Raw genomic sequence first — 14641 nt, 5'->3', positions numbered from 1 at the left:
AGGGTGGGCAGGAGGGAGGAGCGATGTTCGGAAAATCGCCGCAGTTGGGTGATACGCCGCCGGACGGCGATTTCGCGCGGTATGTGGAGCGGCTCAGTGGCGCGGTGCCCCCGCCGCCTGGCGTTCAGTCACCCGATGGGCACGCGCAATTGCCTGGTGCGACGACGGCTCCAGGTCAGCAGGGCTCCAAGCCCGTGGGCCGGCGGGCAGCCACACCCATCGCAGTCAAACGAGCGGGTGGCAAGAGTCGAGCCGCGACAAACGCCAGGCATCCCTCCGGGTTTGGGTTCCTGTTGGCTGTGTTTGCGTTGCCGATCGCGTTGTCGTGGCTGGCGGTGTGGTGGATGCCGGAGCTGGAGCCAGTGCAGGGCTTGATTGCTTTCGCGCTCATTGCCGCGGCCGTGGTGCTGCGGCTGAAGCAGGCCGTCCGGCGCAGGACGATGGCTGGAAAAGACCTGAGGGGCTGAGGACAACCGTGCAACTGGATTTCAAGATTCTTGATGAGCGCCTGCGCGCGAGCATGCCGGATTACGCCACCGCAGGAAGCGCCGGACTCGATTTGCGGGCCTGCCTGCAGGCGCCACTGACGCTTGCCCCGGGACGCTGGGAGCTGGTGCCTACCGGCATGGCGATCCACCTGCAGGACCCGGGCTACGCGGCACTGATCCTGCCGCGCTCGGGGCTGGGGCACAAGCACGGCATCGTGCTGGGCAATCTGGTGGGCCTGATCGACAGCGACTACCAGGGGCAGCTGATGGTCAGCGCATGGAACCGCAGCGGCGTTGAGTACACATTGCAGCCGATGGAGCGGCTGGCGCAGCTGGTGATCGTGCCGGTGGTGCAGGCCCAGCTGCGCGAGGTGCGGGAATTCGCGCCGAGCGAGCGGGGTCAGGGCGGCTATGGTTCCACGGGGCGGCAGTGATGCCAGCGGACGGCCCCTTTTTGTGAAGGAGTGAAGATGATTCAGATGGATCGTGCGGCCGGCGTGGCCGCCGCTGCGGTATTGGCGCTGGCCATGGCGGGCTGCGCCAGCCATGGCCAGCGCCCCTATGCCCAGCAGCGCCAAGCCTACCCGCAGGGACAGGTGTACCAGAACCAGGCGGATCCGTATGGCACGCGTTATGGCACGGTGGTGGCCGTTGAAGGCCGCCGCAATGCCGGCGCCGGCAGCACCAGCGGTGTGGGCGCGGTCGCGGGCGGTGTGGCCGGCGGCGTGATCGGCAACCAGGTGGGCGGCGGCACCGGGCGGGCGCTTGCCACCATTGCCGGCGTGGTTGTCGGCGCACTGGCGGGCAACGCCGTCGAACAGCAGAGCAACCGCGGCGGCAGCGACCAGAACTATGTGACGGTGCGCTTTGACGACGGAGCGCAACAGGTGTATTCCGTACCCAGCCTGGGCGGGCTGCGCAACGGCGAGCGCGTGCGCGTCTACCAGGGACAGATCACGCGCATGTAGCGCGCTCGCCGCGCGCCGGGCGGGTCAGGCGCCGAGGCGGAAAAAGCCTGTGCCGGCGCTGCGCCGTTCGGTTTCCTCTTCGGTCGCCTCGCGCACCGCATGCACCTTGAGCTGCAGCCGCAGCGCGATGCCGGCGAGCGGGTGGTTGCCGTCGAGCACCACGTGGTCAGGGTAGATCTGGGCGACCGTGTACAGCGGCTCCCGGGGCAGCCGGCCGGCAAGATCGGCCGGCAGGTGCGCGCCTTCGATGATCATGCCTTCTTCGATTTCCGCGGGGAAAGCGCTGCGCGGCTCCAGGAACAGCAGGTTCTCGTCGTAATCGCCGAAGGCATCCTCGGGCTCCAGGTGCAGCGCCAGGCTGTCGCCGGCCGCATGCCCCTGCAGCGCCTGTTCCAGCCGGGCGAGCAGGTCGTCGCCGCCGACCAGGAAGTCGACGGGTTCGTCCAGGACATCCAGTTCTTCCCCCAGGGTGTCCTGCAGGACCCAGGTCAGCGCGACGACGCAATGTTCAGTGATGTGCATGGGGGAGAATTGTCGCAGTTGTGGCACAAGGCAGCCGCGCAGGGAGGGCACGGTCATGAATGCAGGTGGATCGGAAATGGCATTGCCCTCGGGCCGCTTCGAGGGGCGCGAGGCGTTTCGCCAGCTGGTGCGCGATGCCATGGCCTGCGCCGCGCGCGCGGGCTGGCGGGAGCTGGTGTTGAGCGATGCCGATTTCGCCGATTGGCCGCTGGGCGAGCGCGCGGTCATCGAGAGCCTGCGGCAGTGGTCCGCGGCGGGGCGGCGCATGACGCTGCTGGCGGGCGGCTTTGATGCCATCGTGCGCCTGCACCCGCGTTTTGTGCAATGGCGCGTGCAATGGGACCATCTGGTCACCGCGCGCAAGAGCGGCAGCGTCAACGCGACGGACCTGCCCAGCGTTCTATGGTCCGAACGCTGGGTTCTGCAGCGGCTCGATCCGGTGCGCAGCAACGGGGTAAGCGGCAGTGAACCGGCACGCCTGGTGCTGCAGCGCGAACTGCTGGATGAATGGGTGCTCGCCAGGTCCGCCCCGGGTTTTCCGGCGTCGGTACTGGGCTTGTGACAACTGTTTGCATTCCGGGTAAATCAGAATTGACAGACATTGCATAAAATAGGCAAGTTTTCCTGCGGCAGGGTTGGCTGCGGGGTCCGTCCATCGGTAGCCGGCAGGGCCGGTGGGGCGGGTTTGTAGGATTCCTGCGGCTTTCATTGGATTTGTCATGAAATATTCTGTCCTTTTGGCTTCGTTGCTGGCGACTGCTGCGCTGGTCGGCTGCGGCAACAAGCAGGAGCCGGCTCCTGCTCCTGCCCCTGCCGAAGCGCCGGCCCCCGCCTCTGCTGCCGATGCAGCCAAGGATGCCGCAAAGGATGCGGTGGATGCCGCCAAGGCAGCGGGTACGGCCGCCGTGGATGCCGCCAAGGATGCCGGTGCGGCGACTGCCGACGCCGCCAAGGACGCCGCAGATGCTGCCAAGGATGCAGCGAAAGACGCGGTGGATGCCGCCAAGGACGCCGGCAGCGCTGCCGCTGACGCCACCAAGGACGCCGCCGCTGCCGCCAAGGAAGCGGCCGAGAAGGCTGCTGCCGCCGCGACCGGCAAGTAATCTCGCAGTCATTCACCGGCCGATGGCGCCCGCCGTCGGCCGCAAAAAAAAGCCCCGTGCGCAATGCCGGGGCTTTTTTGCTGCAGAGCCGCTGGCTGCAGGCTATTTCAGATCGTCGGCAAGAATGCGCAGGATGCGCTCGATATTGGCAGAGGTTTCCGCGCTGCCGTCCGAGCGCAGAACGGAAACAGTGCTCTGCTTGGCGTTGCTGCGCACGGTGATGCGGTATTTTTCGGGCGCGGCGGCGTTGCTGGAACTGCCGAAGAGCTTGCTGAAGAAGCCGGGCTCCTTCTTGTCCGTCGGCGTGACATAGCGCACGAAGTAGGTGCCTTGTGCGCGGTCGCGGTCTTCCACGGTGAAACCGGTGCGGTCCAGCGACAGACCGACGCGGCGCCAGGCGTGGTCGAAGTCTTCATCCATCTGGATCACTTGCATGCCGTTGACGTTGGCAAGCTTTGCCGCAGCAGGCGCGGCCTGCGGCGCTGCTGTCGCGGCGGCCTTCGCCTGCTCCTCGGAAACGCCCAGTCTGACCATCAGCCGACGGATGAATTCGGTTTCCAGCTCAGGGTCTGCCGCGCGCGGCTGCCAGACGGTATTGTCTTTCTGGGCATTGGTGTAGACCTCTTCCATGCCCTTGTGGGTGATGTAGATGTCGGTGCCGCCGTCGGCACGGCGTTCCAGCCGCGTACGGAACTTGTCGCGCAGGCCGGTGGAGTAGAGCGAGTCGAACATTTTTCCTATCGTGCGGCGAACCACGTCCTGCGGAATCTTGGCGCGGTTCTCGGCCCAGTCCGTTTCCATGATGCCCAGCTTCGGTTGGTCGATTTCCAGCGTGAAGCCATGCTCCAGCCAGAAATCGCGCACCGGGCTCCAGAGCTCGTCGGGCGAGCGCGCGACGACCAGCCAGCGCTGGTTGCCGTCGCGCTCGATATGCACGTCGCCCACCGCCTTGGGCGCGGCGGTGACGCCGGCCTTGGCTTGTTGCGCGCGACCCGCTTCGTACGCGGCGGCGGAGGTTGATCCGCCCTGCACGACGTAGCGTGTGTCGGTCGAGAGCTGCGTGAGGTCTGGCGGGACTTCGAGCGACGAGCCGCGCTGGGCGCTCTTGTAGTCGATCTTGTCGCTGTCCAGAACGGAGCAAGCGGAGAGTGTGACAGCGAGGCCCAGCAGGCCCAGGCGTAGGGTCGGGTTCACGCGGGAATCTTTCGTAGACGGGAAAGGAAATCGATCAGCCGAGCAGGCCGCTGGCGCGCAGGGCCCCTTCGACCGTCGCTTCATGCTGGTGGGCAAGTGGCGTCATGGGCAGACGCATGTTGGCGCTGCACAGCCCGAGGCGGGCCATGGCCCATTTGAGCGGGATGGGGTTGGCTTCAACGAACAGGTGCTTGTGCAGCGGCATCAACTGGCGCTGGATTTTCATGGCCTTGGCGGTGTCGCCCGCGATGGCGGAGACGCACAGCTCATGCATCAGGCGCGGCGCGATGTTGGCGGTGACACTGATGTTGCCCTGGCCGCCGCAGAGCATCAGCGCCACGGCGGTAGGGTCGTCGCCCGAATAGACCGCGAAGCCCTCGGGCACGTCGCGGATCAGCCACTGCGCGCGGCCGATGTCGCCAGTGGCTTCCTTGATGCCGACGACGCCGGGGACCTGCGCCAGGCGCAGCACCGTGTCGTGCTGCAGATCGGCGACCGAGCGGCCCGGTACGTTGTAGAGCACCATGGGCAGGTCGCCCGTGGCCTCGGCGATCGCCTTGAAGTGCTGGTACTGGCCCTCTTGCGTGGGCTTGTTGTAGTAGGGCACCACCTGCAACTGGCTGTGCGCGCCGACTTTCTTGGCGAAGCGTGCGAGCTCAATGGCCTCGCGCGTGGAGTTGGCGCCGCAACCGGCCAGCACCGGCACGCGCCCGGCCGATTGCTCCACCGTCACGCGGATGATCTCGCAGTGCTCCTCGACATTGACGGTGGGCGATTCGCCCGTGGTGCCGACGACGCTCAGGCAGTCGGTGCCTTCCTGGATGTGCCAGTCGATCAGCTTGCGAAGCGTGGGGTAGTCGACGCTCCCGTCCTCGTGCATAGGGGTGACGAGGGCAACGGTGCTGCCGGTGAAGAGATAGCCGCGGGAGGTCATGGGCATGGGTGAAAACCGCAAAAGAGCATTCTATGGCAGTCGCAACGGTAGGCGCCGCGGCGCGGTTGACGTTTCGCTGTCCGCGCGCACCGCCGCGATGCGCTGCACGAAGCGTTCGGGCGCGGCGAGAAAGCCGTCCTCGTAGGCCACGATGCGCAGCCCGGCGCAGGCGGCGAGCAGCTCGCCGGGCCTCAGCAAGAAGTCCGCACGCGAGGGCTTGCCCACGGTTTCGTTGCCTGCGGCGAAGGTCTCGTACAGCAGCACGCCACCGGGCGCGACGCTGGCGATGATTGTGGGTAGCAGCGGCCGCCACAGGTAGTTGGTGACGACGACGGCATCAAAGGTGCGCCCCGCCAGCGGCCAGGGGCCGTTTTCGATGTCGGCGCAAATCGCCTCCCCAAAGTTCGATATCGAACCAATAGCTGCTTGCGCTTGATCCACGCCGGTTACGGCATGATTTCTTTCATGAAACCAGTGCAAGTGTCGCCCCATGCCGCAGGCGACATCCAGTACCGCGCCGCCGGGGCGCACGAGGTGCGACCAGCGCCGTATCCAGTCCGAGGGAGCGAGGTTTGCGTGCATTTCAAAAACAGGCCCAGACCTGCTCCGCGAGCAGCACCATGAAGCCGGGTTGCAGGTACAGCATCACCGCCGCCGCGAGCGCCAGCGCCAGCGCGAGCCAGAGCAGGACGCGGGCGGTGCTCATGCGGCGTGCGCGGCGGCGCGGATCACGGGGGTTTCCTTCACGGGCAGATTGAGCAGCGTCGCCGCCATGCTCAGGGCGATCGCGATCAGCCACACCACGTTATAGCTGCCGGTGCGATCGTACAGATAGCCGCCCAGCCACACGCCCATGAAGCTGCCGAGCTGGTGGCTGAAGAAAGAAAAGCCGCTGAGCATCGAAAAATGCTGCACGCCGAACATCTGCGCCACCACCGCGTTCGTCGGCGGCACGGTGGAGAGCCACAGCAGGCCCATCACCGACGCGAACAGGTAGACCGACAGCGGCGAAATCGGAGCCAGCAGGAAGAGCGCGATCACCACTGCGCGCGTGGCGTAGATGAAGGCGAGAATCCAGCGCTTTTGAAAGCGTTGCCCGAGCACCCCGGCGCCATAGGAGCCGACGATGTTGAGCAGGCCCACGATTGCCAGCGCGAAGGCGCTGACCTGCGGGCTCAATCCCTTGTCCGACAGGTAGCCGGGCAGATGCACCGCGATGAAGGTGACCTGAAAGCCGCAGACGAAATAGCCCATGGTCAGCAGTAGATAGGGCGGGTGGCGCAGCGCCTCGGCCATCGCGTGGCGCACCGTCTGCGTGCGCTGCGCGGCGTGGTGCGCGTGAAAGCCGGGCTCGCGCAGGCCAAACGCCAGTGGCGCCATCATCAGCGCCAGCACTACGATGGTGAGCAGCGCCGTCTGCCAGCCCAGGTGCAGAATCATCTGTCCCTCGATCGGCAGCAAGAGGAACTGGCCGAGCGAGCCTGCCGCCGCCGCCACGCCCATGGCCCAGGAGCGGCGCTCGGGTGCGATCTGCCGCCCGATCACGCCGTAGATGATGGAGTAGGTGGTGCCCGCCTGCGCCGCGCCGATCAGCACGCCGGCGGTGAGCGCGAACAAAAACGGCGTGGGCGAGAGCGCCATGCCCAGCAGGCCCACGGCGTAAAGGACCGTGCCGCCCAGCAGTACGCGAAACGCGCCGTAGCGATCTGCGAGCATGCCGCCGAAGATGCCGAGCACGCCCCACGAAAGATTCTGGATCGCGATGGCCAGCGCGAAGGTTTCGCGCGTCCAGCCCATTTGCTGCGTGATCGGCAGCATCCACAGGCCGAAACCGTGGCGTATGCCCAGCGACAGCGTGACGATGATGCCGCCGCACAGCAGCACTTGCGTGACGGGAAGGGTGCGCGCTGTTTTTTGCATCACGGCAAATGTAGCGAAATTGCGCTTGGCCGGTTGGCGATAGGGTACGTGAAAACTGGTTTTATATCCAGTCATACAATCCGCCGCCATGGCGAAATTACCTACCCCCGAGTATTCCGAAAGCACGATCCGCGTCCTCAAGGGCCTGGAGCCGGTCAAGCAGCGCCCGGGCATGTACACGCGCACCGACAACCCGCTGCACGTCATCCAGGAGGTGATAGACAACGCGGCCGACGAGGCGCTGGCGGGTTATGGCAAGAAGATCCGCGTCACGCTGCATCTTGACGGTTCGGTCAGCATCGAGGACGACGGCCGCGGCATCCCCCACGGCCTGCACCCCGAGGAAAAAGTGCCGGTGCTGGAACTGGTCTTCGCCCGCCTGCACGCGGGCGGCAAGTTCGACAAGGGCGCGGGCGGTGCCTACAGCTTCTCGGGCGGGCTGCACGGGGTCGGCGTCTCGGTCACCAATGCGCTGGGCAAGCGCATGGAGGTCGAGAGCTTTCGCGACGGCGTGGTGGCCAGCATGGTGTTCGAGGGCGGCGACGTGGTGCAAGCGCTCAAGGTGCGCCAGCAGGCCGAGGGCGAGCGCAAGCGCGGCACCACGGTGCGCGTCTGGCCCGACGCCCGCTACTTCGAGTCGCCGCACATCCCGCAGGCCGAACTGGTGCATGTGCTGCGCAGCAAGGCCGTGCTGCTGCCGGGTGTGAAGGTTGATCTGATTGACGAGAAAAAAAAGGACACGCAAAGCTGGCTGTACAAGGGTGGCCTGCGCGACTACCTGGAGCAAAGCCTGCCTGCCGATGCGCTGGTGCCGCTCTTCGAGGGCGAGGGTTACGCCGCGGCGGACGATGACAACTTTGCCGAAGGCGAGGGCGCGCAATGGGTGCTGGCCTTCACCGAGGACGGCCATCCGGTGCGCGAGAGCTACGTCAACCTGATCTCGACCACGGCCGGCGGCACGCACGACAGCGGCCTGAGGGATGGCCTGTTCCAGGCCGTCAAGGGCTTCATCGAGCTGCATGCGCTGCTGCCCAAGGGCGTCAAGCTCATGCCAGAGGACGTGTTCGCGCGCGCGAGCTATGTACTCTCAGCCAAGGTGCTCGATCCGCAGTTCCAGGGCCAGATCAAGGAGCGCCTGAACTCGCGCGATGCGGTGCGGCTGGTGAGCAGCTTCGTCAAGCCTGCGCTTGAGCTCTGGCTCAACGCCAATGTGGAATGGGGCAAGAAGCTGGCGGAGCTCGCCATCAAGGCGGCGCAAACGCGCCAGCGCGCCGGGCAGAAGGTGGAAAAGAGGAAGAGCAGCGGCGTGGCCGTGCTACCCGGCAAGCTCACAGACTGCGAAAGCCGCGACATCAGCCTGAACGAGGTGTTTCTGGTGGAAGGCGACAGCGCGGGTGGTTCAGCCAAGATGGGCCGCGACAAGGAAACGCAGGCCATCCTGCCGCTGCGCGGCAAGGTGCTCAACACCTGGGAGGTGGAGCGCGATCGGCTCTTTGCCAACACCGAAATCCACGATATTTCGGTTGCCATCGGCGTTGACCCGCACGGGCCGGATGACGAGGTCGATTTGAGCGGCCTGCGCTACGGCAAGATCTGCATCCTGTCAGATGCCGATGTGGATGGCGCGCACATCCAGGTGCTGCTGCTCACGCTGTTTTTCCGCCACTTCCCCAAGCTGATCGATGCCGGCCACGTCTATGTCGCCCGTCCGCCGCTTTATCGCATCGATGCCCCCGCGCGCGGCAAGAAGCCTGCCGCCAAACTCTACGCGCTGGACGATGCGGAGCTCGCCGCGATCACCGAGAAACTGCGCAAGGACGGCGTGCCCGAAGGCAAGTGGAGCGTGAGCCGCTTCAAGGGCCTGGGCGAAATGAACGCCGAGCAGCTGTGGGACACCACGCTCAACCCCGACACGCGGCGCCTGCTGCCCATCCAGGTGGGCGCGATGGGTTTGCAGCCGACGCAGGATTTGATGACCCGCCTGATGGGCAAGGGCGAGGCTGCCGCGCGGCGCGAGCTGATGGAGCTGCACGGGGATGCGGTGGAGGTGGATGTGTGAAAAGGCACGTGACCGGGATGGGTTCTGGATTTGATGCAATAATGTGCATCAATCATCATCAATTTAGATGACAAAAAGAGGGCGCCCATGCGAACGACCGTCACCATCGAAGACCTGCTCTACGAAGAAGCGCTTGAACTGGCCGATCCCGACATGGACAAGGCCGAGTTGTTCCGCGAGGCCATTCGCACCTTCATTCGCGTGCAGGCGGGCAAGCGTCTGGCCCGCCTTGGCGGGCAGGCGCCGCGCATGGCCGACGTGGCGCGCCGGCGTGCGACTGCCCGCACGTCCGCGTGATGCCGATGGGCGACGTGCTGGTCGACACCAGCGTCTGGGTCGACCACTTTCGCCGCGGCAATGCGCGCTTGGCCGACCTGCTGGCCAGCGACGCCGTGCGAATGCACCCGCTGGTGTTGCTGGAACTCGCCTGCGGCACGCCGCCCGCGCCACGGGCGCGCACCCTGGCCGACCTGGGGCGCCTGCGCCCGGCGGTGCAGGCCGGAGCCGCCGAGTTGCTGGCGTTCATCGAGCGGGAGCAGCTCTTCGACCGGGGCTGCGGCGCCGTGGACGTCAACCTTCTGGCCAGCGCGCGCCTCATGCCGGGTGTGCGGCTGTGGACGCTCGACAAGCCGCTGCAGGCACTGGCGCAACGCCTGGACATCGCGTGGGGCGGGGCGGTGCGATGAATCGGTGGCTGCGGAACATCCCATGCTTTGCCGGCCGGCAGAAGCAAGCATCGGCGCCGTCTGATGCCGGGGCAGTGCATTCGATGCTTTTATTTTGATAGCTTCCAGCGCTTGCTGATCAAGCGCTGGAGCCGTTTTTGTTGTAAACCATGAGTGATCAAACCGTTCTCGATCTGACCCTCGCCGACCCCGGCGACGAGGGGGCACTGGCCAGCTACGCCCAGCGCGCCTACCTCGAATACGCCCTGTCGGTGGTCAAGGGCCGCGCGCTGCCCGACGTGGCCGATGGGCAAAAGCCCGTGCAGCGGCGCATCCTCTACGCGATGGAGCGCATGGGACAGATCAGGCGGTATGAGCACCAAAATGCATGAATGACAATGACCGTTCGAACTGAATTGACATCGGGCATCCGAGATAACCATTCGCGTGGGCGAGTTGCCGATTTCCTCGCCGAAAAAGCTTGTGCTGGAAGCCAGCTTTCCATCGTCTCCGCCTACTTCACCATCTATGCTTATGACGCTCTGGCGCAGGGGCTTGACCAGATCGAGCACTTGAATTTCCTGTTCGGTGAACCCCGCTTTATCGCCTCGCTCGATCCGGAAAAGACAGACAAGAAAGCCTTTCAGATCGAGGACGAAGGTCTGGAGTTGGCCAACCGCTTGCAGCAAAAAGAAGTGGCCCGGCACTGCGCCGAATGGATTCGTGCCAAGGTTGACATTCGCTCCATCCGCCAGGCCAATTTGCTGCACGGCAAGCTCTATCACATCGATGACGGTCGGCGTGAGCATGCGCTGCTCGGTAGCTCCAATTTCACCCGCCGTGGCCTGGGGCTCGCAGCCACGCCGAATATCGAACTCAATCTGGTCGTTGACAGCGATCGCGACCGCGCTGACCTGAAGCGCTGGTTTGACGACATCTGGAACGACGAGAAATTGGTGCAAGACGTCAAGGACGAGGTGCTGCGCTACCTAGAGCTGCTCTACGTCAATCACCCCCCGGAATTTATTTATTTCAAGACCCTGTACCACGTCTTCGAGCGCTTTCTCTTGGGCCAGGAGGCAGACGCTGCATTGTTCGAACAAACGGCCATCCTCGATACCGAGATCTGGAAGGCCTTGTTCGACTTTCAGAAAGATGGCGTCAAGGGCGCCATCCACAAGATCAACCAGCACAACGGCTGCATCCTGGCCGACAGCGTGGGTTTGGGCAAAACCTACTCGGCGCTGGCCGTCATCAAATACTTCGAACTGCGTAACGACAAGGTACTGGTTTTGTGCCCCAAGAAGCTGCGCGACAACTGGACGGTTTACCTCGCGCAAAACAACAGCGAACTCAACCCCTTCATCAAAGACCGATTCGCCTATACCGTCCTTTCGCACACCGATCTTTCGCGCGAAAGCGGACGTGTGGACGGGATTGATCTGTCCACCATCAATTGGGGCAATTTCGACTTGGTCGTCATTGACGAGTCACACAATTTCCGCAATGACACCAAGGGCAAGCGGGGTGACGACGGCCACGCCATCCGCAAAAGCCGTTACGAGCGGCTGATGGACGACGTCATCAAGTCCGGCGTCAAGACCAAGGTGCTCCTGCTCTCGGCCACCCCCGTCAACAACGACTTGAAAGACCTGCGCAACCAGATCAAGTTCATCGCCGAAGACCAGGACGCCGCATTCAACCAGAGCTTTGGCATCCGCAGCGTGAAGGACGCGCTGACCCTGGCGCAGAAAACCTTCATGGAATGGGCGCGCCGCAGTGGCGGCGAGCGCGACGCGCGTGAGCTTCTCGACCGTCTGCCCGCCAGCTTCTTCACCCTGCTGGACGAGCTCACCATCGCCCGTTCGCGCAAGCACATCCAGAAATACTACCGAGCGGCCATGGCGCAGATCGGCCAGTTTCCGAAGCGCAAGAAACCACTGCCCGTTTTCTCTGAAATCGACCTTAAAGGCCGCTTTCTGTCGTATGACCGGCTCAACGACGAGATCGACAACTACCAGCTCTCGCTTTACAACCCGTCGCGCTACGTCCTGCAGCAGTTCAAGGCCCAATACGATCAGGACAATGTGCGCAACTTCAGCCAGGAAAGTCGTGAGCGCTTTCTGATCGGCATGATGAAGGTCAACTTCTTGAAGCGCCTCGAAAGCTCCGTGCGCTCCTTCGCCATCACCATGGAGCGCACCGTCGGCAAGATCGAAGACTTGGAAAGCCGCCTCAGGCAATTTCAGCGCCATCAGGACGCAGCCGCGGCTGACATTCAGACCGACCTGTTCCTGGAGCCCGAGGACGAAGACGATGAGCTGGCCCAGGCCTTTCAGGTTGGCTCCAAGCTCAAATACCAGATGCAGCACCTGGACGTGACCGCCTGGTTGCATGACCTCGCACAGGACAAGCAACAACTCGCGCTGCTGATGGAAAGCGCCCAGGCCGTTGGCCCCGCGCGCGACGCGAAACTGGCCGAGCTGAAGAAGCTCATCGAAAACAAGGTGCGCCACCCCAGCACCAACGCGTTCGGTCAAGACAACCGCAAAGTGCTGGTTTTCTGCGCCTTTGCCGACACCGCCGCGTATTTGTATGAAGAACTGGAAGGCTGGGCACGCAACACCCTGGGCGTGCACATCGCGCTGGTCTCAGGCGGCGCGCGCCCCAACCGCAGCACCTTTGGCAAGGAAGACTTCAGCCACATCCTGGCCAACTTCGCCCCACGCGCCAAGCAGCGCGCCAAGATGCGCTCCATGCCGCAAGACGGCGAGATCGACATCCTGATCGCCACCGACTGCATCAGCGAAGGCCAGAACCTGCAGGATTGCGACTACCTCATCAACTACGACATCCACTGGAACCCGGTGCGCATCATCCAGCGCTTTGGCCGCATCGACCGCATTGGCAGCCCCAACGCCGCCATCCAGCTTGTCAACTTCTGGCCCACGCCCGATCTCAACAAATACATCAACCTCAAGAACCGGGTTGAGGCGCGCATGGCGCTGGTCGATATTTCGGCCACCGCCGAAGACAATGTGCTGCAAGCCCAAGACCTGGAAGAGCTCATCAAGCAAGACCTGCGCTACCGCGACAAACAGCTCTTGCGCCTGAAAGACGAAGTGCTCGACCTGGAGGACTTCAACGAATCCGTTGCGTTGAATGAGTTCACACTCGACGATTTCCGCATGGAGTTGGCCGGCTACATCGAGGCCAACCGCACCAAGCTGGAACAAGCCCCCTTCGGCCTCTACGCCGTGGTGCCCCCGCGGGCCGAGCACGCCACCATCCAACCCGGCGTCATCTACTGCCTTAAACAACGTGCCGACGCGGCAGGCAACGAGGCCGTCAACCCGCTCCAGCCCTACTTCCTCGTCTACATCCAGGGCGATGGCGAGGTGCGCTACAACTTCACCGCGCCCAAGCAGGTGCTCGAAATCTTTCGCGCCCTGTGCCAGGGCCAAACTGAACCGCACGCTGCTTTGTGCAAGCTGTTCGACGCCGAAACCCGCGACGGGCAAGACATGCAGCGCTACAGCGCGCTGCTCGACAAGGCCGTGGCCGCCATCGCCGCGCAGTTTGGCCGCAAGAACGCAGGCAACCTTTTTACCGGGCGTGGCGGCAAGCTGGTGGGTGCGCAGGGCGCCATCAAGGCGGCGACGGATTTTGAGCTGATCACTTGGCTGGTCATCCAACCGACCGCCGCCTCGCAGCGAGAGGCAATATGACCGGCAAGCGCGCCAATGCACCGCAAGACCCTGGCTTTGCCGACATCGCGCAGCTCATCACCGCTGCGCGCCAGCGCGCCGTGCAAGCCGTCAACACTACCTTGATCGAGCTGTACTGGCAAATCGGCCAGCGCATCAGCCAAAAAATAGCCCAGGCTGAATGGGGCGATGGCGTGGTAGATGAACTGGCCCGCTACCTGGCGCAAACCCAGCCCGGCCTACGCGGCTTTACCCGCCCCAACCTGTTCAGAATGAGGCAGTTCTACGAGGCCTACCCCGACCCTGAATTTGTCTCGGCAATGCTGAGACAATTGCCCTGGACGCACCACCTCATCATCCTGGGCCAGAGCAAACGCCCAGAGGAACGCGAGTTCTACCTGAAGCTGGCAGTGCAAGAAAAGTGGAGCAAGCGGCAACTGGAACGCCAGTTCAAAACCGCCTTGTTTGAGCGCGCCGTGCTCACGCCCGCAAAAGTCTCACCAGTGGTGAGACAAATGCACCCAGACGCCGCCAGCATCTTCAAGGACAGCTACCTCGTCGAATTTCTTGAACTGCCGCAAAACCACCTGGAAGCCGACCTGCACCGTGGCCTGCTGCTGCGGCTCAAGGACTTTTTGATCGAACTGGGGCATGACTTCTGCTTCGTCGGCAGCCAATACCCGGTGCAGGTGGGCGGGCGCGACTTCGCGCTGGATCTGCTGTTCTTTCACCGCGGGTTGAGCAGCCTCGTCGCCATCGAACTGAAGGTAGGGCGCTTTGAGCCCGAATACCTTGGCAAGCTGAACTTCTACCTTGAAGCCCTGGACAGGGACGTGAAAAAGCCCCACGAGCAACCGTCCATCGGCGTGCTGTTGTGCGCCAGCAAAGATGACGAAGTGGTCGAATACGCCCTCAGTCGCAGCACCTCGCCCGCGCTGATTGCCGAGTACCAAACCCAGTTGCCCGACAAGGCGCTGCTGCGCGCCAAGCTGCACGAGTTCTATCTTCAAAACACGCGGGGCGATCAGGATGAGCCATAACGACCCACTGCCGCCGGCTGCCGATCGGCGCCAGGCCATTG

The 14641-nt window shown here is 64.0% G+C and carries 16 protein-coding genes and 1 pseudogene; 11 read left to right on the top strand and 6 right to left on the bottom strand.

Annotated elements, in window-relative coordinates; translation table 11 throughout:
• Window positions 1-23 precede the first annotated feature (23 nt).
• From K320_RS18935 to K320_RS0102875, 3 genes are read left to right on the top strand one after another with little or no spacing between them, the layout of a single operon-like run.
• Window positions 24-467, top strand: coding sequence for a hypothetical protein (locus tag K320_RS18935; protein WP_156913795.1), 444 nt, complete (start codon window positions 24-26; stop codon window positions 465-467).
• Window positions 468-475: 8 nt separating this feature from the next.
• The gene (dut, locus tag K320_RS0102880; protein WP_024537378.1) at window positions 476-922 is read left to right on the top strand and encodes a dUTP diphosphatase; all 447 of its coding nucleotides are present in this window, start codon (window positions 476-478) and stop codon (window positions 920-922) included.
• A 36-nt stretch (window positions 923-958) separates the two neighbouring features.
• A complete protein-coding gene (locus tag K320_RS0102875; protein ID WP_024537377.1) occupies window positions 959-1456 on the top strand; it encodes a glycine zipper 2TM domain-containing protein in 498 nt (165 codons plus the stop codon).
• Between the two features lie 24 nt (window positions 1457-1480).
• On the opposite strand, the gene K320_RS0102870 is transcribed toward K320_RS0102875, so the two are convergent.
• Window positions 1481-1978 (bottom strand): FKBP-type peptidyl-prolyl cis-trans isomerase, encoded by a 498-nt coding sequence (locus tag K320_RS0102870; RefSeq protein ID WP_024537376.1) that lies wholly within the window; start codon window positions 1976-1978, stop codon window positions 1481-1483.
• A gap of 76 nt (window positions 1979-2054) precedes the next feature.
• Here K320_RS0102870 and K320_RS0102865 point away from each other — a divergent pair, with 76 nt between their 5' ends.
• Window positions 2055-2540: a hypothetical protein gene (locus tag K320_RS0102865; protein WP_024537375.1), complete on the top strand. Its 486-nt coding sequence runs from the start codon at window positions 2055-2057 to the stop codon at window positions 2538-2540.
• 157 nt (window positions 2541-2697) lie between these two features.
• Complete coding sequence (locus K320_RS0102860) at window positions 2698-3081, top strand: hypothetical protein (RefSeq protein WP_024537374.1); 384 nt, start codon at window positions 2698-2700, stop codon at window positions 3079-3081.
• Between the two features lie 102 nt (window positions 3082-3183).
• On the opposite strand, the gene bamC is transcribed toward K320_RS0102860, so the two are convergent.
• Genes bamC through K320_RS0102835 form a run of 5 tightly spaced genes read right to left on the bottom strand, consistent with a single transcriptional unit; the run spans window position 3184 to window position 7129 of the window.
• Window positions 3184-4275, bottom strand: coding sequence for an outer membrane protein assembly factor BamC (bamC, locus tag K320_RS0102855; protein WP_024537373.1), 1092 nt, complete (start codon window positions 4273-4275; stop codon window positions 3184-3186).
• A gap of 34 nt (window positions 4276-4309) precedes the next feature.
• Window positions 4310-5209 (bottom strand): 4-hydroxy-tetrahydrodipicolinate synthase, encoded by a 900-nt coding sequence (dapA, locus tag K320_RS0102850; protein WP_024537372.1) that lies wholly within the window; start codon window positions 5207-5209, stop codon window positions 4310-4312.
• 30 nt (window positions 5210-5239) lie between these two features.
• Entirely contained in the window at window positions 5240-5791 is a 552-nt protein-coding gene (locus tag K320_RS0102845) for a class I SAM-dependent methyltransferase (RefSeq protein WP_024537371.1), read from the bottom strand.
• 1 nt (window position 5792) lies between these two features.
• Window positions 5793-5915: a hypothetical protein gene (locus tag K320_RS19605; protein ID WP_281172589.1), complete on the bottom strand. Its 123-nt coding sequence runs from the start codon at window positions 5913-5915 to the stop codon at window positions 5793-5795.
• Window positions 5912-7129 carry an MFS transporter gene (locus K320_RS0102835; RefSeq protein WP_024537370.1) on the bottom strand — a complete coding sequence of 406 codons (1218 nt, stop codon included), beginning with the start codon at window positions 7127-7129 and terminating at the stop codon, window positions 5912-5914. Before K320_RS0102835 ends, K320_RS19605 begins: the two co-directional genes overlap by 4 nt.
• 88 nt (window positions 7130-7217) lie before the next feature.
• On the opposite strand from K320_RS0102835, the gene K320_RS0102830 reads away from it, so the two are divergent.
• From K320_RS0102830 to K320_RS0102805, 6 genes and pseudogenes are all read left to right on the top strand, one after another.
• Window positions 7218-9188: a DNA topoisomerase IV subunit B gene (locus tag K320_RS0102830; RefSeq protein WP_024537369.1), complete on the top strand. Its 1971-nt coding sequence runs from the start codon at window positions 7218-7220 to the stop codon at window positions 9186-9188.
• A gap of 87 nt (window positions 9189-9275) precedes the next feature.
• Window positions 9276-9485 carry a type II toxin-antitoxin system VapB family antitoxin gene (locus tag K320_RS0102825; protein ID WP_024537368.1) on the top strand — a complete coding sequence of 70 codons (210 nt, stop codon included), beginning with the start codon at window positions 9276-9278 and terminating at the stop codon, window positions 9483-9485.
• Window positions 9486-9490: 5 nt separating this feature from the next.
• Window positions 9491-9874, top strand: a complete 384-nt coding sequence (locus K320_RS0102820) for a type II toxin-antitoxin system VapC family toxin (RefSeq protein ID WP_024537367.1) — start codon at window positions 9491-9493, stop codon at window positions 9872-9874.
• Between the two features lie 149 nt (window positions 9875-10023).
• Window positions 10024-10212 (top strand): annotated as a pseudogene (locus K320_RS0102815) (DNA gyrase subunit A); the annotation flags it as partial.
• A 39-nt stretch (window positions 10213-10251) separates the two neighbouring features.
• The gene (locus K320_RS0102810; protein WP_024537365.1) at window positions 10252-13581 is read left to right on the top strand and encodes a helicase-related protein; all 3330 of its coding nucleotides are present in this window, start codon (window positions 10252-10254) and stop codon (window positions 13579-13581) included.
• A complete protein-coding gene (locus K320_RS0102805) occupies window positions 13578-14600 on the top strand; it encodes a PDDEXK nuclease domain-containing protein (RefSeq protein ID WP_024537364.1) in 1023 nt (340 codons plus the stop codon). Before K320_RS0102810 ends, K320_RS0102805 begins: the two co-directional genes overlap by 4 nt.
• The last annotated feature ends 41 nt before the right edge of the window (window positions 14601-14641 follow it).

Source organism: Comamonas badia DSM 17552, from assembly GCF_000484635.1.
In the GTDB taxonomy this organism is placed as follows: Bacteria; Pseudomonadota; Gammaproteobacteria; order Burkholderiales; family Burkholderiaceae_C; genus Comamonas_C; species Comamonas_C badia.
Note: the sequence above shows the minus strand (reverse complement) of the source record. Positions and strands in the feature narration are given on the sequence as shown.

Coding starts and splice junctions, on each gene's coding strand:
- K320_RS18935 (WP_156913795.1), top strand. CDS start 24: ATGTTCGGAAAATCGCCGCAGTTGGGTGATACGCCGCCGGACGGCGAT.
- K320_RS0102875 (WP_024537377.1), top strand. CDS start 959: ATGATTCAGATGGATCGTGCGGCCGGCGTGGCCGCCGCTGCGGTATTG.
- K320_RS0102870 (WP_024537376.1), bottom strand. CDS start 1,978: ATGCACATCACTGAACATTGCGTCGTCGCGCTGACCTGGGTCCTGCAG.
- K320_RS0102865 (WP_024537375.1), top strand. CDS start 2,055: ATGGCATTGCCCTCGGGCCGCTTCGAGGGGCGCGAGGCGTTTCGCCAG.
- K320_RS0102860 (WP_024537374.1), top strand. CDS start 2,698: ATGAAATATTCTGTCCTTTTGGCTTCGTTGCTGGCGACTGCTGCGCTG.
- dapA (WP_024537372.1), bottom strand. CDS start 5,209: ATGACCTCCCGCGGCTATCTCTTCACCGGCAGCACCGTTGCCCTCGTC.
- K320_RS0102845 (WP_024537371.1), bottom strand. CDS start 5,791: ATGCACGCAAACCTCGCTCCCTCGGACTGGATACGGCGCTGGTCGCAC.
- K320_RS19605 (WP_281172589.1), bottom strand. CDS start 5,915: ATGAGCACCGCCCGCGTCCTGCTCTGGCTCGCGCTGGCGCTGGCGCTC.
- K320_RS0102835 (WP_024537370.1), bottom strand. CDS start 7,129: ATGCAAAAAACAGCGCGCACCCTTCCCGTCACGCAAGTGCTGCTGTGC.
- K320_RS0102830 (WP_024537369.1), top strand. CDS start 7,218: ATGGCGAAATTACCTACCCCCGAGTATTCCGAAAGCACGATCCGCGTC.
- K320_RS0102825 (WP_024537368.1), top strand. CDS start 9,276: ATGCGAACGACCGTCACCATCGAAGACCTGCTCTACGAAGAAGCGCTT.
- K320_RS0102820 (WP_024537367.1), top strand. CDS start 9,491: ATGGGCGACGTGCTGGTCGACACCAGCGTCTGGGTCGACCACTTTCGC.
- K320_RS0102810 (WP_024537365.1), top strand. CDS start 10,252: ATGACCGTTCGAACTGAATTGACATCGGGCATCCGAGATAACCATTCG.
- K320_RS0102805 (WP_024537364.1), top strand. CDS start 13,578: ATGACCGGCAAGCGCGCCAATGCACCGCAAGACCCTGGCTTTGCCGAC.